We start from the raw sequence: 22,754 nt of genomic DNA on the forward strand, positions 1-22,754 counted from the left end.
TAAATTTCCTTCTGCTCTAAGTCTAGTAGTTACTTCTGATAAACCTTTTGTTGAGTATATTAATAAATCTTGCATTCTTGCTAAATCTGGTGATTTACCACATACTCCAAACTTAGTACATCCACTGCATCCTGCTGTTTCTTGACATTGATAACAAAACATTAAGTTTTCCATATAGTTCTCTCCTATTAAATGTGTATTTCTTATACCCTTTTAAGTTATAAGCATTTTTAAAATTTTTAATTAGTTACTATATTCATATTATATTGCAATATTTCTAAAATGGATGTAACATACGTTACGAATTTTTAAGTTTTATAAAAAAATCATTAATATTTTTTTTATTTGTTAAAATATGATTATATAATGGTATATTATAATAAAAACTTTTACAGAGGAGAATCTAATGAACTTATCAAAATTTACTGACTACAGCTTTAGAATCCTAATTTATTTAGGAAATCATCCTAACGAATTATTTACAGTTGATGAACTATCTAGTTGTCTTGGATTATCTTCTCACCACATAAAGAAAATAATCTATAAATTATCAAAAAATGATTTAATTGATTCAACTAAAGGAAGAAATGGTGGTATTAAGTTAGTCAAAGATCCAAGGAATATTAATTTAGGTGATATTTTAGAAATAACAGAAGATAATTTAAATATAGTTGAATGCTTTTCTGATAGCTCTAATTCGTGCAATTTGACTTGTAATTGTAATTTAAAACCTATTCTATACGATGCTTTAAATTCATTTAAACTAAAACTTAGTGAATATACTTTATATGACATACTTTAACAGTAAATATTTTTTACTGTTAAAGTATTAATAATCATAAATTATACTTCATTTAATTTTTCTATAATTTCCTCTAAATTCAATCCATGTATTTCACAAGCTTGTTCTAACCTTTCCATCTGTGCTGATGGGCAACCAATACACCCCATACCATAACTCATAAGTATTTGAGCTGCATTTGGTTTTGCTTTTATTATATCTGCTATTATAGTATCTTTAGTTATCATTTAATTTTTCCTCCTTATTTATAGTTATATAAACAATGACTATATTAAAATATAGTCATTGTTTAAAATCTTCTAATTAATTTATGCTTATAGCTGAAACAGGACAACCTTCATTAGCATCTTGAGCTGATTCTAATATACTCTCAGGTATATCTTCTTTTATAGGCACTGACTTACCTTCATCATCCATACTAAATACTTCTGGACATGTTCCTGCACAAGCCTCACATCCTATACATGTGTCTCTATCTACGAAAGCTTTCATTTATTTTGTCTCCTTCTAAAATTAATTTATTTTAAGAAAGTGGTTGAGATATAATAACCATAATTTTACTAGTTTCTTTAGCTATAACATTATGTTCAATCCTAGCGTCAAATGGTAAAAAATCACCTTGATTTAAAACAAACTTTTCTCCACTAGTAAACTCCATATCAACACTACCACTTACTATATATACTGCTGCATATCCATTATGAGTGTGATTAGGTAATCCCTTACCATTTTCAAACTCAAAGTATAGCGTTTTAAATTTTTCATTTTGAACTAATATTTCTCTATTAGTATTTAAAGAATTAATATTTATTGGGTTTAATTTTGTGTTATTTATGTTTAGCATAGTAATTTCCTCCAACTTATTGATAATGATATCATATACTTTACATCATTAAGTTTCTGTAACATAAGTTACATATATTTACTTTGTTGGAACTGATAAACATGATGCTAAGTCTTTTTCTGGTGTACTTATTGGTTTTATGTCAAATGTATCAACTAAATATTGAAGTACATTAGGACTTATAAATGCTGGTAATGTTGGTCCAAGATAAATTCCTTTTATACCTAATGATAAAAGTGCTAATAAGTCAGCAACTGCTTTTTGTTCATACCAAGATAAAACTATAGAAAGTGGTAAACTATTTACATCTGTATCAAATGCATCAGCTAATGCTAAAGCTATTCTTACAGCTGAATAAGCATCGTTACATTGTCCTACATCTAAAAGTCTTGGAAGTCCTGCAACTTCACCAAATTCTAATTTATTGAATCTATATTTACCACATGCTAAAGTAAGTATTATACAATCTTTAGGTACTTGCTTAGCAAATTCAGTAAAATAATTTCTTCCTGCTCTTGCTCCATCACATCCACCAATTAAGAAGAAGTGTCTTAACTTGCCAGACTTAACTGCATCTATTATAGCTGGAGCATGGCTTAAAGTAGCATTATGTCCAAATCCAACTAATATTTCATGAGGCTCTTGGTCTTCTTTAAATCCACCAAGTTCTAAAGCCTTATTTATTATCTCACTAAAATCTTTGTCTCCATTATCATTTTTACCTAAATATTTTACACCATCCCATCCAACTACACTCGTTGTAAAGATTCTATCTTTATATGAATCTCTAGGCTTCATAAGACAATTTGTAGTCATAAGGATACATCCTGGTATATTATCAAATTCTTTTTGTTGGTCTTGCCAAGCTCCACCAAAGTTTCCTGCTAGGTGAGGGTATTTATTAAGCTCTGGATATCCATGACAAGGAATCATTTCACCATGAGTGTATATGTTTATTCCTTTGCCTTGTGTTTGTTTAAGTAGCATTTCTAAGTCTTTTAAATCATGCCCTGAAACTACTATAAATGGACCTTTTTTAACATGAACATTTACTTTATGAGGAGCTGGATGTTTATAAATTGTAGTATTTGCTTCGTCTAATTTTTGCATGATAGCTACACTCATATCTCCTGTTCTTATAGTCCATGTTATTAAATCTTCTAGTGTTAATTTATCATCTGTAGTAGCTTGCAATGCTCTAAAATAAAACTCATCAACTTGATCATTATAATATCCTAATTCTCTAGCTTGATGACCATAGGCTGATATTCCCTTAAGACCATATATTATAGTTTGTCTTAAAGAACGAATATCTTCATCTAAGCTTTTATCATACATTATTCCTGCATGTTTAGCATCTTCTAGCATTTGATCTCTAGTATCGCTTAAATTGTATGTAGCTTGCTCGCAACAATTATTACAACTTGAAACTTTGCTTCTTAGTGATTGCTTTATGTCTTGAGATTGTCTTAACATTTTTTCATGAACATCACCATCAAAGTTAACATTTGTAAGGGTTGTAAATAAAGAATTTTCTACGAAACTAACTATATCTTTATCTATTTTTTCTCCTTTTTCTATTAACTCTTTTGCATAACAGCTTATTCCCTTTATTTGATATATAAGCAAATCTTGAAGGGCTGCTATTTCTGGAGTTTTACCGCAAACTCCAACTTTAGTACACCCCTTTCCTCCTGCTGTTTGTTCACATTGATAACAAAACATTGGATAATCCATATACACACACTCCTTTTTATCTAGTTTTCATACTTATAATACCCATAAAATGTACATAATATAAGTTGGATGTATGTTTATTACTTGTTTTAAGTCTTCACTTTTTTCTATTTTAAATACATTTATTACTTCCACCATATCTTAGTATATCAATGTATGGAAAAGCTAAATGATTAGCCATTTTACATAATTTTCCTCTTTCTGTATCAAAGTCAAAAGTATCTGTTATCTACTATATTTTCACTTAGCCCATGATAACTATTACCATTATCACCCGTTAACGGGGACAGTTTAATGGGTATCCCCAAAACATCTAAACACAAAAAAAATGAAGAACTTATGCTCTTCATCTTATTTCAACTTATTCATTAAACCTGTCTTTTACCTTAATTTTATAGATAAAAATCTTAATTATTTAACTTACTCTTAAAAACTCTTGTAACTACATAATATTTCTTATTGTTTCAATCTCTTCTATTGTTAAATCTGTAAGATCTTTTATAGTTTCGTTATCCATTCCCTTTAATATAGCTTTTTTAGCTATTTCTATAGCTTTCTTTTTTTCACCAGCTTCTTTTCCTTCTTCAATAAGGCTTTTTCCTATTTCAGTCACACGCAACTCCTCCTTTACTCTATCTAAATCTTTACCACTTAAAAATTTATTAGCAAAAGCATATAAAATAGATTCCATATCTCTTTTATATGGACTTGTTATATCCTTACTTAATTTTATAGCCTTCAATATTTTTTCACTTTTATTCATCTTACCTCCCATAATAGGAGTAAATGTAAGTTTTATTATATCTTGCTTATCTATATCATATCCCTTAGATAACTTTTCTATTATCTCATCAAATACTTTATCTCCATCTTCACTAACCATAGATATAGCCTTTACTTTGTAAGTGTTTATACCACAATTATATTCGCTCACAGGATTTTTGATATCACCTGAGTAAACAACATATGTTATAACCTGTTTTTTAGTTTGATGATTAAGTAAGGCTTCATAAGTTCTAAATCTCATTAGATCATCTAGTCCCTTATCAGTTGTCTGAAATTCAAAATGTACATAGCTATCATCTTCCATTAAGAATGTATAATCCATATACATATTCTTACTTTCTAAAACAACTAACTCTGTTGGACCTTGCTTTGCTACTTTCTTATTTATTCCAAAGAATTTAAGACCTTCTTCTGCAAATATATCCATAGCTCTTTTCATTATAAAATCTTCATAATTCGGCTTTTTCATTTGTTCACCGCCTTTAATTTAATTATATCATTAAGTTATTGCATATATTTATTTATATTTTTCCATATATTCTTTAAGCGCCATTGATATTAAGTCTTGTTTACTATAATGTTTTGTTTCACAGAAATCCTTCCAATCATTATAAATAAATTCATTTATTCTTATGCTCTTTGGCTTAGGATTTAGATGTTTATCATCTACTAAATTTATTATTATATGATTTGTAGTGGTTTCTGTAGTGGACTTTGTAGTGGACTTATATTTTTCTATAAAATCTTGTAATACCTCAAAATTACTTTCCAAATATCCTAATATTTTTTCTTGCTGTTTTGGAATTACAATTGTATTAGAATCAACTACAACTGTATTACAATCCTCTACAATTGTAGTTATATCATGTGTAGTGGACTTTGTAGTGGTTTCTGTAGTGGGCATATATTGTCTCTCTTTATTGTTGTATCTATATCCATTTGCCTTTATTTCTTTTTGCAGTGATTTCTCGCCTATTCCAATATCTTCTCTTATGCTAGTTACCGTTTGACCTTCTCTTAATTTATTATTTAAATACTCTATTTTCTCTATAAATTTTAATTCATTAAACTGCGATTTATTCATAATATCACCTCTGTTTAATTATAAACTACAATTGTATTATTCTGTAGTGGTTTATATGAAAAGCCTAAAAGATATTTGTTTTATATAATTTAGACTATACTTTTAGACGAAGCTTTTTAATAAGATAAACAGGATAATAGTTGACGAAGGAGCAAAGAGCAACTCCTACCTCAACTATTTTTATTTATATGCTAGGGTCAAACTAATGGGTCTAGTCTGGCTTCACAGATTGTAGCTAAAAAACGCTACAAACTGTAAGACCAGACTAAAAACCTAATACATCAATCAACTGTAATTTTTTTCAACTACTACAAATCCACTACTTTTTTAATAATGCTATATTTAAAATTGATTTCACTATTACTAATAACCTTTATTTCTTTTATTTTCATCTATAATAATTCTACTTTTATGATGATGTATCTATTGCTATACCTAAAGTTGATACTTATAGAGTTTGGCTATCGCCACCGAGCTTTCTCTGCAATCTTTTGAGCAAAGAACACTCAAAAGGATTTTCGTTCAATCTCTAACTCAAAAACCTAATAAATCGAAAGTTTCATATAATTTAAAGCCCCTATTTTCTATTTAGATTAATTGTTTATCAAGAGATTGACCTTCGGCCATGCCCCTTTGACTAATCCCAAAAGCACGAACACAATTCGCTGCTAACATACTTCGCAAACATCATATTTCATATCATGTCTTCTACGTATCTTATCGCTCATTTGTATTCGTAGCTTCTTTGGGATAGCCATTCACTGCCCTGTCGCCCAATGCCCTGCATATTTGTTTTTGTTGATGCACAACTCCAAATAAAGTCTATTTAACCTCCACATTTTTGATAATAAATTTTTATTTCTACTTTAAAGATTTATCTCTCCTAATAACTGTATAAGTGTAATTATCTGGTGTCGGTAATACAATTTATTCTATGGAACTTCGCATTGGATAAAACCATTGCTCCGCTATCCAATGCTAGTGATTATTAACTTTTAAGGAACAAAATATTTCTAAAATCATAACTATATTATGTTACTATTGAACTTAATAGGAGGTACTTTAATTATGATTTTTATTAAAACAAATCGTTTACTTTTACGTAATTTTCAATCTGAAGATTTAGATACCTTATTTAACTATAGAAATGACTTAAATTGTTCTAAGTATCAGAGATGGGAGAATTCTTCTTTAGAATATTTAGAGTCTTTGATTCAAAAAAATAAACCATTAAAAATATTAGATAAAAAAACATTACAATTAGCAATTGCCATGAATTCAACAAATAAAATTGTTGGAGATGTTTACATAGGATTTAAAAATAAAACTATTACACTCGGATATACTATCGCCTCTAAATATCAAAGAAAAGGCTATGCATATGAAATGCTTAGATCACTTATAGACTATGTTTTTGATACATTTCCTCAGCATGAAATTGTATGTATGGTACATCCAGATAATGAACCAAGTCTACAATTATTAAAAAAGCTTAATTTTAAAGACGAAGGTTATGAAAAATCTATAGAAAGTATAGTCTATTCCCTAAGTTAAATTTAACAAGATAAAAAAGCCCATATATAGGCTTTTTTATCTTGTTAACTATCATTTTAAAATGAAAAACTTTTAAGTTCTAGTCCCTTAACAACTCCCGTTGACCAGCTGTCATTAACCTTTTCTTCTTTCTCATTCATGCTATCTGCTTTTTTATTATTCTTAAATTTTTTAGAATTAATTTTATTAATTTGAGATTTTTCTTTTAATTTTTTATTTTTATATTCTTCAAACTTTAAAATCCCAAAATTTTTAATCATAGCTTGCTCTGTAATAATCCAAGTTGTACCGATTTTTTTAATATCCTCATCAATAACAAACTTACCACGAGCCACCTTTTTTCTTAAACAAGAAGCATCTATTCCATATATCGCTTCTATATCTAAAAACGTATACAACCCTTTAAAACTCCCAATTGCCATAACATGTCCCCCTTAAAACTTCTATACTTTATATATTCTACAAAATAAAATAAATCCATTTTTATTTTCACGCAAACGTGACAAATTAAGGCTTAATAAATATAAAAATAATGTCACGTTTACGGGACATTATTTTTGTATTTATTAGTTTTTAAATGTCCTGTTTACGTGACATTTATATATTTTAAATACATCTAATTTTTTTTATAAAATACTTTCTTAAAAGCTATATAGACCAGCATTGGATAGCGGAGCAATGGTTTTATCCAATGCGAAATACCAAGTAATAAACTTTATACCGACACCAAGTAACTATGCTCATGTAGTAAGTACAAAGTATAAACTTAAAAATACTTACACGATAAATTATCAAAAACGTGGAGGTCCATAAACTATTGATGGAAAAAAATCTAAAAATTAAACACACAGGGCATTGGGCGAAGGGGCAGTGAATGGCTATACTCAAAAGCTACGAACACATGCGAACGATAATATACGAAGCAGACTTGATATGAAATATGATGTTTGCGAAGTATTTTAGAAGTGAGTCGTGTGAGTGCGTTGAGTATTAGTCAGAGGGGCATGGCCAAAGGCCAATCTTTTAAATAACCAATAAAACTAAATAGAAAATATAGACTCTAAATTTACATAAAAGTTTATATACAAAATGGTTTTGAGTTAGAGATTGTAGTGAAAATCCTTTTTAGCGCTCTTTGCTAAAAAGATTGTAACGAAAAGCTCGTTGGCGAAGCCAAACTCCCAAAGTATCAATATTAGGTATACCAACTACAATAATCATATAATCAACGAATTAAATTATATAAAAAAATTATTACTAAAACTAAAAGTACATCAAATCCAAAAGCTAAATCTAATCAAAAAACTTATAAATAACCAATGCACCAGGTCTTTAGTCTGGCATCACAGTTTATAGCGCTCCCCAGCTATTATCTGTGAGGTCAGACTAGACCCTAAAGCTTTTGACCCCAGCACATAAATAAAGATAGTTGAGGTAGGAGCGCTCCTTTGCTCCTTCGTCAACTATCAACCTTTTTAACTAATCTTTAAATTAAATGTGTCTTAAAAAATTAGTTATTCTTAATTTTTTTATTATTTGAATACTCAATTAAACCACCTATCATCACACCTATGCCACAACCAATAGATAATCCCATTACAGTATTCCCAAATGCACTACCAACTGCAGTTCCTATACCAATTCCCATTAATAAGTATATCCTGTAACAATCATTACTTTTTCTCATATATTACTCTCCTTACTTATAACTTGATTTAATTATTATAACAAATTTATAAATTATTTTCTAAATACGTAATAAATCTTAAAATTACTATTTATGTATATATTACAAATCTATATTTTCAACTTTAAATATATAAAAATATAAAAATCTCTGTGATTAAGTAATTTCAAAGTCTACAAATTTAAGTGGCTGAATTTACACGTATCTCAGTGTACCCCAAACTATCAACCTTATATATTTTTAATTATTTAGTATTAGATATTTTTTTCTTATTCTTTAAGTATTTTATTATATAGCTAATAGATATTCCTACAAATATCACTAAAATTGAATATATAACTATTTGTAGAATAAAAGACATTCCAGTATTTGAGGTTAATTTAAACCAAATTTTACTAGATATAACTCCTACAATAATTAGAATAGCTGATTGTAATTCTTTGTTTAATTTTTTCATTTTAATTTTTTATGTAACCTATAACAAACATCATTTGTTTTTATATAAGTTATCCTTCCATCAAATTTTTCAACCAACTTAATACATTTAGAGGTCGTGCTATTTCATATAAAACTTACCATATCTATTTAAATTTTTAAATAGAACAAGCAAGAACAGTCATTTTTTAAGCCTGAATAGTTAATTTTTTCTAAAAAATATTCCACAAAAATAATACTCAACTATATTTTAGGACTTAACACAGCCCACCTACTACAATGAAATTAATCAAAACAAAAGGAGGTACTAAAATGCCAGAATTAAAATTAGCTGCTGATGTAGTAGAACTTAAAAACCAATCATCATTAAAAATCAAATATGACTGTGGTTTAGATGATAACCAAAAAGTAATAACAAGAACAAGAAGTTATTCAAATGTGAAAGCTGGTGCAAAACCACTTGATGTATTCAACGTAGCCGAAACTTTAATATCACTTCAAAAACACGACAAAATATCAGTAATGAAACAAGATAACACAGACTTATCTTTATAAAAAACAAAGGAGGAATAAAAAATGGAAAACTTAGAAACTAAACTTTTAATGACATTCTCAACAAACTTTGGAAAAAAGGTCAGTTTATTTGTAACAGATCCAAGACAAGACTTAACAGAAGCAGAAATAAAAGCTGCAATGGATATAATAGTTGAAAAGAACATATTTGCACCAGGCGGAGAAGATTTAAAAACTCCAGTAGAAGCAAAATTAGTTCAAACAGAAACTACAGAATATGACCTTGTAGTTGCGTAACACATGGAACACTTAAGAAATGTCCCTCTAAGCTACTGAGGGGCTTTCTTAGCATATTTATAGATTAATAGGAGGAATAAGTCAATGGAATTAGATTTAATGCAACTGGTGGCAAATTTAGGTTTCCCCGCAATAGTTACAATGTATCTGTTGGTACGTATCGAAGGGAAACTAGATGGCCTAAGTTCAAGTATCAACTCTTTAAGCTCAAATATTAATGAATTAAATAATAAGTAAAAAGCCGCCTACCCATAATTTGGATAAGCGGCTTTTTATTTAAAAAACTAGAACTCACTGAAAAACCATAATACCTTTTTAAATCAACATCTGTCAATCGAGTATTAAGCACTTTTCTTTTGTTTATTTATAATAGAGCGTATATAACTTTCAGACATATTGTATTTAACAGCTAATTCCTTATGGTTAAAACCATTGTACTCAGCCATAATTTCTCTGTCACGAACTCCTTTATATATCATCTTTTCCGTAGGAAAATACACAGATGTCCCTCCAAATTCTTTGAATAATAACTTAGCTCTCTCTATTCCAAGCTCTTGTGCTATATTTTCAAATTGTGGAGGTAAATCACTTAGTTTTAATTTCATATAAAACACCTCCTATATTGATTTAATCTACCACATTGGCAAATCATATTATATTTGGTATTCTACAAAACAACGTAAATTCCTATTAAAAACATTACTTTTATAAAACTATCTTTATTTCTTATATTTTAAAAAATCAATAACTGGAGCTAATACTTTCTTTTCATCTACAACTGGATCTTCCTTATCTCTTCTTTTTTCTAATCTTTCTATAAATGCAACCTTAGCCTTGTTCATCATATTTTCATCTACAACAATTCTTTCTAAAGTCTGTTTATCTAAATAAGTATGAACTCCATCTTCTTCTATATCTGGTAATGCATACTCCACATAATCAACCCAGAGTTCTTCATTACTTAGCTTTCTATTGTAACTCTTAAAATAATAAGTAATACTCCCACTAATCTTTAACCACAGTTTTTTATCATCCATAAGAACCTCCTATAAAGAACTATTTTTCATCGCACTTAAAAAAACACACGGTACCACATATTTATAAAGAGCCATTTTTCATCGCACTTAAAAAAACACACAGTACCACATATTTATTTAAGTAATAAGCTTCTTACTTTGTATTCACTTATCTTCAGTGTTTTTGCTATTGCTCTATTGCTTAATCCTTTTTTCTTAAGTTCAACTATTTTTATTTTCATATTAGCTAACTCTTGCTGTTTTTTAGTTAAACCATCTTCATTTCTCCTACTATTTCTTCTCTTCTCGTTGTTCCTATCATACTTTTCGTCAGTATCTATAATAGTTTTCATATGTTTTTGTTCATTTCTACTTATTTCTAATCTCTCAATTAAAGTATCATTTTTGTACCAATAGCCCTCTTTATCTCTCATGCCTTTAGAAACTCGCCTGCATTCTCCACTTCTTCTTCCTTGTTCATAAGCTATAAACTTATCTATAGCCTTTGGAACACTTCTTAAAATAGCCCTTATCTCAGTATCCTTAAGTGGTTCAGTAAATGCACTATTTAACTCCATAACTACATTTTCAAGCTCATAAGAATCTCTAACGTATATGCCTTTCCAATACGCATAGCAATGTATAGCCATGTTTCTAAACCCTGTCATATCGTACTTTCTAAGCTTACATAGAGTTTGTAAGTCATTAGCTCTCTCCATATGTAAACTATATGAATTAAAGAATCTATTTGAAATAACTCTAGTATTAACTTTTTTAGCTTCTTGCGCCTGTAATTGATGTGATTTAGGCTTATAATTTAAATATTGCTCTCTTAAATCATACATAGAATACTCTAATTCATTATCAATATATAAAACCTCACAATTAGCCTCATTTTTAGAATTTATAGTTCCAGGTAATCTAAGTACCCTTGCACCATCTGTTGACTTCCTATCAGCCCCTAAATGCTTTAATTGATAATATATATAATCTTGTAACTCTTGCCATGTATTTAAAGCCCCATATGGAGCATTTTCTATTCTCCAATAAAGATGAACTCCTTGTCCACTATCTGTAACCATAGTAGGCTTTGGAACCTTTCCATCATAATATAGCATCCATATCATATACACAGTTTCAGCTTTTTCAAACCCTAATTTATTGCAATCTATATCTTGAAATAAAGCTCTAAACTGCCTAATATTTTCTACTCTTCTCTTAGGTAGATACATTGTATTTGGCGCTAAGAATACATCACTTTCATTATGAAGTTCTTCTACAATATCTCTTAATCCATCATTTCTAGTATTATATATTTTAATTGTACGTTCACCAGCACTATTTTTTTCATTTAATTTTAATATTTGTATGTAACCATTTGTACTTTCATTATATAAATGGTTGCAAAAGTCTGTCATTTGCATAAAAAATACCCCTCTATTTTCAGTAATTGACACTAAAGATAAGGAGTTCTCTCAGATTATTTCACAAAAATTATTGCTTAATATGAATTAAGATTTTTAAATTTATGTGAATTAATTTTTATATTGTTTTATATATCAAAAATATTGACTATATATGATTATATATGATAACATTAATACATAATAATAATATAAAAAATCTCTGATGAGAGTTCTCTCTTATCAAGAGTGTTATAGCAAAAGCTAGGAGTAAGTCGCCAAACTTATGAACTCCTAGCTTTTTTCTTATTCAATTTTCGATTTCTTTATTTAAATTTTAACATATTCAACCATATTAGTATATATTATTTAATGATTTCTTAATTTGCTTTATCTCTGATTTTTGTAATCTGCATAAAATATTTGCTAAATATTTATTCTGACTTTCTTCTGCCTTTCAACTTATTTTTATTATTATATATTTCTATATTTTTTTCTTTTATTTTTACATCTTCAAGTAATGGCATAAGTAAATTTTCAAATAACTTAGACATATTTATATTAGAATCTATAACTACAGTCTTTAACTTATCAACTATTTCTTTGTCTAATGTTACTCCAACTTGTTCTTTACATTTCTTCTTTTCTTTTTTTACTATGTCATATATCGATATAGAAGGTTTACTATCATTAGTTTCATGTACAACTGTTGACTTTTTCGTTGTAGGAACTTCTTCTTTTAATAAATTCATATCTATCTTAGGCATCTATAACACATCCTTTTCTTTTAATTCTTCTATCATATTCTCAATTTCTTCTTTACTAAAATGAGTTTGATTATTCTTTTTCAAATAATCACTTATACTTAATTTACTTAATAATGATTTTTCAACAAAAGTATTTCTTCTTATAAATGAAATTAACATCATATCTTTTAACTCCTCAAATTTTTGAAGATATTGATCAAATAAATCAGATACTTGAGTTCTTTGTTTTTCATATCCAACTAAAACAGTGGCCTTAATATCATTGTCTTCTTTTTCTAAATAATATTTGTCTCTGCTCCATAATTCTTTAAATAAGGCAGCCCCTCTTAAAGAAGATATATTCTTATCCATAATAGGGACTATTATAGAATCTGCTAAATAAAGTATATTTTTAGCTGTTAAATTATAGCTCGGTGATAAATCACAAATAATATAATCGTACTTTTCTAATACATCTATATTTTTCATATACCATCTAGCAAGTACTTTTTCTCTTGCTGGTTGTAGGCTTATTTTTTCATCTAACATAGCTAAACCTATATCTGATGGTATTATATCTATGTTTGGATAATTTAGATTTGGACACTTTACAATTACCTCTTCTGCACTTAATCCATCAACTATATCTATCGTTGTTTTATCTTCATGATTAACTTTATATACATACTGAGTAAGATTTTCTTGTAAGTCTAAGTCCCATAGTAATATTCTTTTGTTTTCATCTTTAGCTAGTTCATATGCAGTTATTATAGACATAGACGTCTTGTAAATGCCGCCTTTTATGTTAAAGTAAGTTATTAACTTAGTTCTCATTAGTTTTCCTCCGAATTATTTTATAGTTATTTATATATTTTATCATAGTTTAATATAATTTTTAACATAAAAAAAACTATAAAATAACTTAGTTATTTTATAGTTTTAATTTTAAGTTAAAGCAAATTCTTGTTTTTGCTCATTGATTAAGCTATAGTACGCATTTTCGTTTAATACAAGTTCTTTATGAGAACCTGATTCAATCACTCTTCCTTTGTCTATAACATATATTTTATCTGCATTTTTTATAGTAGATAATCTATGTGCTATTACTATCACTGTTTTATCTTCTAACAATTCGCTTATATTTTCTGTTATAGTTTTTTGAGATATATTATCTAGTGCCGATGTTGCTTCATCAAATATTACAATACTTGAATTGCTAATAAGTGCTCTTGCAATGGCAACTCTTTGCTTTTGGCCCCCAGATAGCTTAACACCTTTTTCCCCTATAATAGTATTAAATCCATTAGAAAGCTCATTTATAAAGTTATGTATATCAACTTTCTTACATACAGATTCTACAAACTCTTTATTTATATCTTTATTACCTAAAGTTAAATTATTTAATATACTATCATCAAATAATAATAAATCTTGAGTAACAATTGATATATTTTTCCTCAAAGATTTTAACTTATAGTCTTTTATGTTAATTCCATCTATACTTATTTCACCTTTATCTATATCCCATAATCTAAATAATAAATTTATTATAGTTGATTTTCCGCAACCGCTTGATCCAACAAGTGCCGTCACCTTTCCTTTTTCAAGCGTCATATTAATATTATCTAATGTTTTATCTTCATCATATGAAAAACAAACTTCATCAAATATTATATCCCCAATAAAATCGTTTGTAAGTCTATTTCCTTTATTATCTTGCTTTATAGTTATAGGTTCATCTAATACACTAAATATACGGTTTATAGATACTACCGATTGCTGTATTCTTGTATTAGATCTTACTATATTTATACATGGACCTATTAACATATTTGTATATTGCTGGAATGCAAGAAGTTCTCCTATACTCATTTTTCCTTTTATTATTTTAAGCCCTCCATATCCATATATACAAATTGTTATTAAATTATTTAATACCCTTACAATCGCAACATTGCTAGACATAATTACATCTAACCTTATGCGTTTGTCTATTAGTTTTTTTTCTTTATTAATATATCTTTTAAAAAACTTAAAGCTAGATTTTGATATAACAACATTCATTATATTAGAAACGTATTCTTGTATTATATTAGCTATATTTCCATAACTATTTCTAACCTCAGATGTACTTGATGCTATACTTTTAGTAAATTTAGATTGACTAAAAGTAATAAATAATTGTAGTGCTATTACTAAAATCAATAAATCAAAGTCCATCTTTATTAAAAAAAATACGGCTATTGAAGCTGTTATTAAATCTATAATTATAGAAAATAAAATTTCAGCTCCAAAATTCTCCAATGTAAATATATCACTTTCTAATATACTTAATATATTTCCTGTTTTTATATTTGTGTAATAATCTCCTGATAACTTAGACAAATGTCTTAATAATTTTATTTTTAATTTAACAGAAACATTTTTTTGCATACGAGAGTAAAGATACTCAAGTATCACGCTAAGTAATGCAGAGATAAAGCTAACAACTCCAAATAAAAATATTAACTTTAGTAAAAAACTAGTTTTTCTATATGAGATAGCATCATCTACTATTAGCCTTGTTAATTGAGGAATACATAAATTTAAAATTGATATAGAAAACATAATAAAAAATCCTATACTCGCTACAAATTTATTTTTTTCAAATGCTAGCTTAAGAAATCTTTTGATATTTTTAGAGTTTTTCAAATATATCCCTTCTTACTTTTATATATTTTAAAATATTTTATCTAACAAAATTTTTTTCATATGTTTACAGTTATATTCAAATACCTCTTTGTTTTCTAACAAAGTATACATCTTAGCTGGACATCCTGTACAAAAAATATTAATCTCACATTTTTTGCAACTATCTATATTTTTAGGTTTAAGATTATTAAAATTTTTAATTGCATCTAAATCTCGTTTAAATAATTTTTCAATAGCTTCATTATCAAAATTTAATATGTTACCTATTTTAAATTTTTCATATTGTAATAGTGGGCATACATATATATTACCATCATAATTTACAAAAATTTGACTGCTACCAGCTTGGCAATAATCAGATTTTATTTTACTTAAATCTGTATATATATTTTCATTTATATAGTGAACCATTTTCTCATTTTCCAAATATTCATTTAAACTATCCTTACCTCTTCCAATTGCACTAAACTGTCTAATAGTTGGTTTTGTTCCTAAGTTTCTATTTAATCTATAAAAATCATCTACCATATATGCATTTTGATTGCCTACTACCATAGATAATCCTATGTTTTTCATTCCATTTTCTTTCAATAACTTTATATTTCTAACAACTTTATTAAATACACCTTTACCCCTAACTTTTGCACAGCTTTCTTCATCAAATCCATCTAAACTTATTTCTATTGAATATGCATTTTTTGCTATATATTCAATATCTTTTTCTTTTATTAAAGTTGCATTTGTACATATTATTATCTTTCCATCGTACTTACCTTTTAGATATTCGAATATTTCAAAGAAATCTTTTCTAAGAAATGGTTCCCCCCCGGATAACACGATTCTTTGAGGATTCAGTTTTAAAATATTATCAATTGAAGTTTTTATCTGTTGTGTAGTTAAAGTATCAGTATTTTCTAAACATGAATCTACACAACAATAATCGCAATTTAAATTACATCTATTTGTTATTGAAAACACAACCTTTGGAATAAATGAAATTTTTAAATCATTGTCTTGCTTATTACTTAATAACCCTATGTTGTCCAATAGTTGTATAACCTCTTTAAAATAGTTTTTATCTTCTTCCTGCTTAAAAGCTGTTATTACTTCATTTATTGAAATTCCTTGGTCAATAGAGTATTTTATAACTTTATAACACTCTATTGGGATTTTAATCCATTTACCTGTGAAATTATTACTAATTATAACTATATTTTTATTTATAACTAAATCTGAAATTTTTGTATTAAAATATTTTTTCTCCATAGCCTCTTTGTCCTCTAATTCTTTATAATCCTTTATTTAATTTATTTTCATCTACAATTTCTCCATCTTGTATAGTGATACAAATATCTGCCATATTTGAAATCTCATTATTATGAGTTATCATAATTAAAGTTTGTCCGAATTTATCTACACACCCTTTTAATAGGTGAATAACTTCTTGTGTAGTCTTACTATCAAGATTTCCTGTTGGCTCATCTGCAAATATTATATCTGGTTTATTTGCTAAAGCTCTAGCTATAGCTACTCTTTGTTGTTGTCCACCTGAAAGTTGATTCGGAAATTTATGAATCTTATCTTTAAGTCCTAGTGTATATATTATTTCATTTATATAATCTACATCTACCTTTTTTTTATCTAAAGATATTGGAAGTGTTATATTCTCATATACATCTATTACAGGTATTAAATTAAAACTTTGAAATATAAATCCAAATTTTCTTCTTCTTAATATAGAGAGTTTTTCTTCTGATAATTTAAATATATCTTCTTCATTTAATAATACTTTTCCTGATGTTGGATTATCCAATCCTGCAATACAATGAAGTAATGTACTTTTTCCTGATCCACTAGGTCCAATTATTGCTGTAAATTTCCCTTTTTCTATAGATAAGTTTATATCATTTAGTGCTTCTACTTTATTTTCGCCTTTACCGTACACTTTTGTTAGGCATAAAGTCTTTAATACTGCCATAAATTTATTCCCTCCATTTTATTCATTAGTTTTTAACCCTTCAATTATATTAAGCTTTTCTATTTTCCTCTTAGATATATATACCGCCATTAAACATATTATTATAGCAATTACGCTAAATTGAATTATTTCAATTGTAGGGAATTTAAATGTTGCCACATTATCTATACCCAGTCCTTGGCTATACTCTAAATTAACCTGATTCATAAAAGTATAATGCTTATATATTCCTACTATAGCCGCTATTATGCTACTTAATAGACCATACATAATTGATTCTTTAATCATCATACTTTTAATTTGTTTCACAGTCATTCCAATTGATCTTAATGTTGCAAATTCTCTTGTTCTTATTAATAAATTTGTTCTTATTGTACAGAATATATTTAAACATGCTATTAATAATATTAATGAAACTATTATCATTGTAGACTTAATACCTTCTACAGTTGAAGAATCATCTTCTTTTTCATATTGTAATTTACTCTCCATAGCTGAAAATGGTTTATTCTTTAATAGTTTCTCCAATTCAGAATTTACTTGATTTTCCGATCCTTCCTTAACTGATAAACTTACACCGCTAAATTTATTTTTACTAGATATATTAAGCAAATCATTTTGAGGAACTATAACTTCAAAATATCTTCCATTGGAGCTATCACCTTTAAACAGCCATCCTTGATTTAATAATCCAGAGACTCTCACCTTTTGCTCTTTATAAATTATATTATCTCCTTGTTGAACTGGTATTTTTAAAGTAAGTATATCTCCAACTTTTATATCACTTCTTACTTTTTCAATTCTATGGTCTTCTAAAATATCATAATAATAGTTAAAAACTACAGCATTTGGAATATCGTCTGTTTTTTGATTTAATGAATCTAAACTTCCCTTTTCAATAAATTTACTGAATTTTTGTAATTGCTTATCATCATAAGATTTAATAAGCATACCATTTTCTACTGTTTTTTTACTATTATCTATTCCATTGTATTTTTTAAAACTTTTATCTAATGTATTTGAATCTGATTTTAAAAATCCATTTATTTCTAGCTTTGTTTCTATATTTTTTACTCCATTTATACCTGATATTTTTTTTATATCATCACTTGAATAGCCAACCATATTAGAATCTATATTTACACCATATGATAATTTAAAGTCATAATTCTCCATTTTTGAAATATTTATATTTGTATTATTTATCCAATTACTGTTAGATGATGCCATAGTAGTTATAAAAAGAATCCCTCCCAAACTTATTGATACTATAGATACTATTGTTCTAAATTTATTTCTCCATATATTTTTATAAGCCATTGCTCCATTTAATCCAAATAATTTTCTAATTACTTTATATTGAATTCCGTTTTTTTGTTTTTTATTAGATCTATCAGCTTTTCTAAGAGCCTCTAGCGGAGATATCCTACCTGATATCCATATAGGAATTATACTTGATAACACAATAGCTAAAATACCTATGTATGTTCCGTTTAATATACTTTTTTTGCTTATATATACTTTTGCTAAAGATGTATCTATATTTGTTGCAGTAAGGTTGAATGTTTTCATTCCTAAATATGAAAATCCAATACCACCTAAAATTCCAATTATTATACCTATTACCATTACAGTTAAACTTTGGAATGCAAGTATTTTTCTTACATCTTTCTTAGAAGCCCCAACGGTTCTCAGCATACCTATTTGATTTATCATTTCATTTAAAGATATATTAAATAAATTATAAATTAAAAATATTGATGTAATAATAACTAATCCTTTAATATTTTGTGTAGATTTATTATCTTGTGCCAAACTATAATCTGATAATGCCGTTATTAATTTTGTATTTGCTTGAAAGTCTAATCTCCCAATATCATATTTTTTTATAATTATATTTAAAGTATCATCTATTTGGCTTGTTCCATTTTTTAAATTAACTAGACCATCATAGTTTATTAAATTGTTTGGTATTATATTTTCACCATGAGGATTAAATCCTGTAAACCCTCTTAATTCATACCAGTCATTATAATATTGACTTGGTTTATCAATTATACCTACTAATTTAAATTGTTCTTTCTTTGTAAATATTTGATGCTCTCCATTTTCATCTATATATTCTTTTTTCACATTAAAATCAATATTTTGATTTAAATTTTCTTTCAATCCCATCTTTTCTAAGGCTTTAGCTTCTAGTAATATCTCCCCTGTATGTTTAGGTAAATGTCCCTCTTTTAAATAATATCCTTGTTTATCTACAAATTCCTGACTTGAGGAGTTTAACTTAATAGATATACCTTTACTATCTACAATTTTACCTAGGTTGGCACTTGTATAAACTTGTGAAATATTGCTATCTTTTTCTACTTTATCTACTGCATCAGAATTTAAGTTATTAAATTCAGCATGATAAGAACCATATAACTTATAAATAGTATTGAGTTGGTTTTTACTTTGACTTTCACTTATTATATTAAATCCTACAACAAGCATTACAGCCAAAGCTATTCCTGTTACAAGGGCAAGAGTTCTACCTTTTTGTTTTTTTAAGTAAGCTAAAGCTAAATTTTGTTCTATTCTCATAAACATTTTCCTTTCATACATATATTTCAGATAAAAAAAGGCACTACCTTTTATATTTAAAAGATAGCACCTTAAATTATTCTCTTCAATACACTTGACCCAAGTGGTCGTTTTAACTCCCCAACTGTCATGTTTTGTTGTAATGGTATGTAAATTTTCACTATAAATTCATTTTATAATTCTTTAAATTCTAATTCACCATCATACTTTTTAAGTAAATTTTTTACACTTTCTATCCCTATACCGTGAAATTCTTTGTTTTTTTTAGTTGTTATAAGTTTATTTTTATTTACATGTTGTAATAAAGTTTCAAAGTATGATTTAAGGTTTTAGTTTATTAAAAAGAAGAAAAAATTCTTTTACAGTTTTTAAACAGTTTTTAATAGTTTTTAGAGGGTGTACACATATTTAAAATACTTACTTGTAGAGGTTAAAGGTACATAAGAATAAAAAGTTGTATACCTTTTATATTTCATATGCTACAATTTACTTATTAGGGTAGCGTCCATATCCGTCAACCTAAGAAGTATTAAAGTCTATAAAAAATTTTGACGTTTTATTTTATTGAAAGTTAATATAAAATAAATGATTAATTTAACCTATATCTTAAGATTTCTATTTTTTAATACACTAAAAAAAACTTAGGAGATTTGCACCTAAATTTCTTTGAATTTGATTGATGAAAGATCTCTTTTACAAGTGATTCAAGAAGTTCTCTATGTTGAAAATAATTAGTTACAACAACTACCTTTAAGTTATAATGAATCAAAAAAGAATACCACCTATTATTATATTATTTGAGTAATAAACTTCTTACTTTATACTCACTTACTTTCAATGTTTTGCTATTTCTCTATTACTTAATCCTTTTTTCTTAAGTTCAACTATTTTTATTTTTGTATTAGCTAACTCTCTTCCTACAGCATTGTCTGTATGAATATAGATTGTTTCTATATCACAATTATTTTCACATATATACTTTACTAAATCATATCCAGTTTTTAATAAATCACCATTTTCATCTTCACCTAAATCATGATCTAATGACAATATTCCTACTTTATTATTTTGTAATAATTTGACAGCATCATCATAGTTCTTGCTATTGTAAAACCTTCTGGGCATACTCTACGGTCATCTAAATATATATTTATTTTATTGTTCATATGCTATAGCCTATATAAATTCTATATTTTAAATCTAAGTATGATTTTATCATACCATTTATTTTTTTGTAGTATTAACCTTATCCCACATATATTTTGATACTATTGGCTCTATGTTGAAGTTAATCTTATTCTTTTCTTTTTTGCCATCATACTCAAACACTCCAATATAGTTTTTGTTCTTTAATATATAATCTACCTTCTGCTTTGAAAATCCATACTTAGTCCCTATCTTAGCTAATGAAACCCCTTTAGACCTTAATTTAAATATATCTTTTACTATCTTAGCTTCTTCTTCTTCAATTTCAAATTTACCATTTTTATTTACTTTATATCCAAGGGAAGGCTTACCACCAACCCACTTATTTTCATTAAGTCTTGCGATTCTACCATTTCGAGTTCTTTCATTTATAATAGCTCTTTCAAATTCTGCAAAGCTTCCTAGCATCTGTAAAAACAACATCCCCTGTGGATTTGACGTGTCAAATAACTCGGTAACACTTACTAACGCTACTTCATATTCTTGTAACTCATATATCATTGCTAATAAATTGTATAAGCTTCTATGTATCCTATCGTTTTTATAAACTATAATCATATCTATATCATTTTCTTTTACGAAATTTATCATCTTATCATATTGTGGTCTATCTGCTGATTTACCTGAAACAGCTTTATCTATAAACATTTTATCTATCTCTATATCGTGAAGCTTACAATACATTTTTATTTTATCTTCTTGGTCCTTTAATGAAGTATTATCTACTTGCATTAATGTAGATATTCTACAATAACCCACTGCTCTTTTTTTCATGTCTTCCTCCAAGTGTCAATTTTTATATTTTCATTAATTTAATAATGATATTTTAACATTATATCGTCAAGTTAGCCGGCTCAAACTTGACCTTTTTATGTTATAAATATAATTATAACTAAGTCATATCAATATTTATATGATTATAATTATATCGTATTTTTTAACATTCATATAAATTATTCTAATATATTTATCAAAGTTTGTCGAATAATAAAACTTGGTCTCTCTAATTAAAAAAGATATTATGAAATTTTCATAATATCCTCTTTGTTATTTTATAAAGTTTTAATTTTATTGCTCTAAAAACATTTTTATATCATCTTCAACATTTGTTATTCCACCAATACCAAAGTTTTCAACTAAAACATTAGCTACATTTGGTGATAAGAATGCTGGTAGAGTTGGTCCTAAGTGTATATTTTTAACTCCTAAGTGTAGAAGTGATAATAACACTATTACAGCTTTTTGCTCATACCAAGCTATGTTATAAGCTATTGGTAATTCATTTATATCATTAAGTTCAAATACTTCTTTTAATTTAAGTGCTATTAAAGCTAGTGAGTATGAGTCATTACATTGACCTGCATCTAGTACTCTAGGTATTCCACCTAT

The 22,754-nt window shown here is 27.0% G+C and carries 24 protein-coding genes and 3 pseudogenes; 5 read left to right on the top strand and 22 right to left on the bottom strand.

Translation table 11 applies throughout. The features are described 5' to 3' along the window. Positions 1-174 (bottom strand): annotated as a pseudogene (locus tag QOZ84_RS16640) (hydroxylamine reductase); the annotation flags it as partial. 232 nt (positions 175-406) lie between these two features. On the opposite strand from QOZ84_RS16640, the gene QOZ84_RS15975 reads away from it, so the two are divergent. Beyond that, positions 407-802: an RrF2 family transcriptional regulator gene (locus QOZ84_RS15975; protein WP_284133896.1), complete on the top strand. Its 396-nt coding sequence runs from the start codon at positions 407-409 to the stop codon at positions 800-802. A 41-nt stretch (positions 803-843) separates the two neighbouring features. Here the strand turns inward: QOZ84_RS15975 and QOZ84_RS15980 are convergent, their stop codons facing one another. The 6 genes from QOZ84_RS15980 to QOZ84_RS16010 form a co-directional block, all read right to left on the bottom strand. Next, the gene (locus QOZ84_RS15980; protein WP_284133897.1) at positions 844-1,029 is read right to left on the bottom strand and encodes a DUF1858 domain-containing protein; all 186 of its coding nucleotides are present in this window, start codon (positions 1,027-1,029) and stop codon (positions 844-846) included. Between the two features lie 76 nt (positions 1,030-1,105). Then, positions 1,106-1,294: a ferredoxin gene (locus QOZ84_RS15985; RefSeq protein WP_284133898.1), complete on the bottom strand. Its 189-nt coding sequence runs from the start codon at positions 1,292-1,294 to the stop codon at positions 1,106-1,108. Between the two features lie 31 nt (positions 1,295-1,325). Beyond that, positions 1,326-1,646 (bottom strand): cupin domain-containing protein, encoded by a 321-nt coding sequence (locus QOZ84_RS15990; protein ID WP_284133899.1) that lies wholly within the window; start codon positions 1,644-1,646, stop codon positions 1,326-1,328. 78 nt (positions 1,647-1,724) lie between these two features. Continuing rightward, a complete protein-coding gene (hcp, locus tag QOZ84_RS15995; protein ID WP_284133900.1) occupies positions 1,725-3,383 on the bottom strand; it encodes a hydroxylamine reductase in 1,659 nt (552 codons plus the stop codon). A gap of 442 nt (positions 3,384-3,825) precedes the next feature. Next, positions 3,826-4,638, bottom strand: a complete 813-nt coding sequence (locus QOZ84_RS16005) for an RpnC/YadD family protein (protein WP_284133901.1) — start codon at positions 4,636-4,638, stop codon at positions 3,826-3,828. A gap of 48 nt (positions 4,639-4,686) precedes the next feature. After that, complete coding sequence (locus QOZ84_RS16010) at positions 4,687-5,253, bottom strand: hypothetical protein (protein WP_284133902.1); 567 nt, start codon at positions 5,251-5,253, stop codon at positions 4,687-4,689. A gap of 1,068 nt (positions 5,254-6,321) precedes the next feature. Here QOZ84_RS16010 and QOZ84_RS16015 point away from each other — a divergent pair. Beyond that, positions 6,322-6,807, top strand: a complete 486-nt coding sequence (locus QOZ84_RS16015) for a GNAT family N-acetyltransferase (protein ID WP_284133903.1) — start codon at positions 6,322-6,324, stop codon at positions 6,805-6,807. A 56-nt stretch (positions 6,808-6,863) separates the two neighbouring features. Here QOZ84_RS16015 and QOZ84_RS16020 read toward each other — a convergent pair whose 3' ends face one another. Both QOZ84_RS16020 and QOZ84_RS16025 read right to left on the bottom strand, forming a co-directional pair. Next, entirely contained in the window at positions 6,864-7,229 is a 366-nt protein-coding gene (locus QOZ84_RS16020) for a hypothetical protein (RefSeq protein ID WP_284133904.1), read from the bottom strand. Between the two features lie 1,088 nt (positions 7,230-8,317). Next, complete coding sequence (locus QOZ84_RS16025; RefSeq protein WP_284133905.1) at positions 8,318-8,494, bottom strand: hypothetical protein; 177 nt, start codon at positions 8,492-8,494, stop codon at positions 8,318-8,320. A gap of 747 nt (positions 8,495-9,241) precedes the next feature. Between QOZ84_RS16025 and QOZ84_RS16030 the strand changes: the two genes are divergently transcribed. The 3 genes from QOZ84_RS16030 (at position 9,242) to QOZ84_RS16040 (ending at position 9,976) form a co-directional block, all read left to right on the top strand. Then, the gene (locus QOZ84_RS16030) at positions 9,242-9,484 is read left to right on the top strand and encodes a DUF1659 domain-containing protein (protein WP_284133906.1); all 243 of its coding nucleotides are present in this window, start codon (positions 9,242-9,244) and stop codon (positions 9,482-9,484) included. Positions 9,485-9,505: 21 nt separating this feature from the next. Next, entirely contained in the window at positions 9,506-9,739 is a 234-nt protein-coding gene (locus tag QOZ84_RS16035; RefSeq protein ID WP_284133907.1) for a DUF2922 domain-containing protein, read from the top strand. An 84-nt stretch (positions 9,740-9,823) separates the two neighbouring features. Next, on the top strand, positions 9,824-9,976 hold the full coding sequence (locus QOZ84_RS16040) for a YvrJ family protein (protein WP_284133908.1): 153 nt from the start codon (positions 9,824-9,826) through the stop codon (positions 9,974-9,976). A gap of 104 nt (positions 9,977-10,080) precedes the next feature. On the opposite strand, the gene QOZ84_RS16045 is transcribed toward QOZ84_RS16040, so the two are convergent. The 13 genes and pseudogenes from QOZ84_RS16045 to QOZ84_RS16100 form a co-directional block, all read right to left on the bottom strand. Next, a complete protein-coding gene (locus QOZ84_RS16045) occupies positions 10,081-10,344 on the bottom strand; it encodes a Mor transcription activator family protein (protein ID WP_284133909.1) in 264 nt (87 codons plus the stop codon). A gap of 114 nt (positions 10,345-10,458) precedes the next feature. After that, entirely contained in the window at positions 10,459-10,776 is a 318-nt protein-coding gene (locus QOZ84_RS16050) for a hypothetical protein (RefSeq protein ID WP_284133910.1), read from the bottom strand. 113 nt (positions 10,777-10,889) lie between these two features. Next, complete coding sequence (locus QOZ84_RS16055) at positions 10,890-12,179, bottom strand: transcriptional regulator (protein ID WP_284133911.1); 1,290 nt, start codon at positions 12,177-12,179, stop codon at positions 10,890-10,892. Positions 12,180-12,592: 413 nt separating this feature from the next. Next, positions 12,593-12,925, bottom strand: coding sequence for a hypothetical protein (locus QOZ84_RS16060; RefSeq protein ID WP_284133912.1), 333 nt, complete (start codon positions 12,923-12,925; stop codon positions 12,593-12,595). Then, positions 12,926-13,738, bottom strand: a complete 813-nt coding sequence (locus QOZ84_RS16065) for a ParA family protein (protein WP_284133913.1) — start codon at positions 13,736-13,738, stop codon at positions 12,926-12,928. It abuts the gene before it with no gap. A 111-nt stretch (positions 13,739-13,849) separates the two neighbouring features. Next, complete coding sequence (locus QOZ84_RS16070; RefSeq protein WP_284133914.1) at positions 13,850-15,595, bottom strand: ABC transporter ATP-binding protein; 1,746 nt, start codon at positions 15,593-15,595, stop codon at positions 13,850-13,852. Between the two features lie 27 nt (positions 15,596-15,622). Continuing rightward, complete coding sequence (locus tag QOZ84_RS16075) at positions 15,623-16,861, bottom strand: radical SAM/SPASM domain-containing protein (RefSeq protein ID WP_284133915.1); 1,239 nt, start codon at positions 16,859-16,861, stop codon at positions 15,623-15,625. Positions 16,862-16,883: 22 nt separating this feature from the next. Continuing rightward, complete coding sequence (locus QOZ84_RS16080; protein WP_284133916.1) at positions 16,884-17,573, bottom strand: ABC transporter ATP-binding protein; 690 nt, start codon at positions 17,571-17,573, stop codon at positions 16,884-16,886. An 18-nt stretch (positions 17,574-17,591) separates the two neighbouring features. Next, complete coding sequence (locus QOZ84_RS16085) at positions 17,592-20,159, bottom strand: ABC transporter permease (RefSeq protein ID WP_284133917.1); 2,568 nt, start codon at positions 20,157-20,159, stop codon at positions 17,592-17,594. A gap of 173 nt (positions 20,160-20,332) precedes the next feature. Next, a pseudogene (locus QOZ84_RS16695) lies at positions 20,333-20,437 on the bottom strand (GHKL domain-containing protein); the annotation flags it as partial. A gap of 556 nt (positions 20,438-20,993) precedes the next feature. Then, a complete protein-coding gene (locus QOZ84_RS16090) occupies positions 20,994-21,284 on the bottom strand; it encodes a cyclic-phosphate processing receiver domain-containing protein (protein WP_284133918.1) in 291 nt (96 codons plus the stop codon). A gap of 99 nt (positions 21,285-21,383) precedes the next feature. Then, entirely contained in the window at positions 21,384-22,139 is a 756-nt protein-coding gene (locus QOZ84_RS16095; protein ID WP_284133919.1) for a recombinase family protein, read from the bottom strand. Positions 22,140-22,433: 294 nt separating this feature from the next. Further along, positions 22,434-22,754, bottom strand: a pseudogene (locus QOZ84_RS16100) (hydroxylamine reductase); the annotation flags it as partial.

The sequence above is a fragment of the Romboutsia sedimentorum genome (assembly GCF_030131845.1).
Classification (GTDB): Bacteria; Bacillota; Clostridia; order Peptostreptococcales; family Peptostreptococcaceae; genus Romboutsia_D; species Romboutsia_D sedimentorum.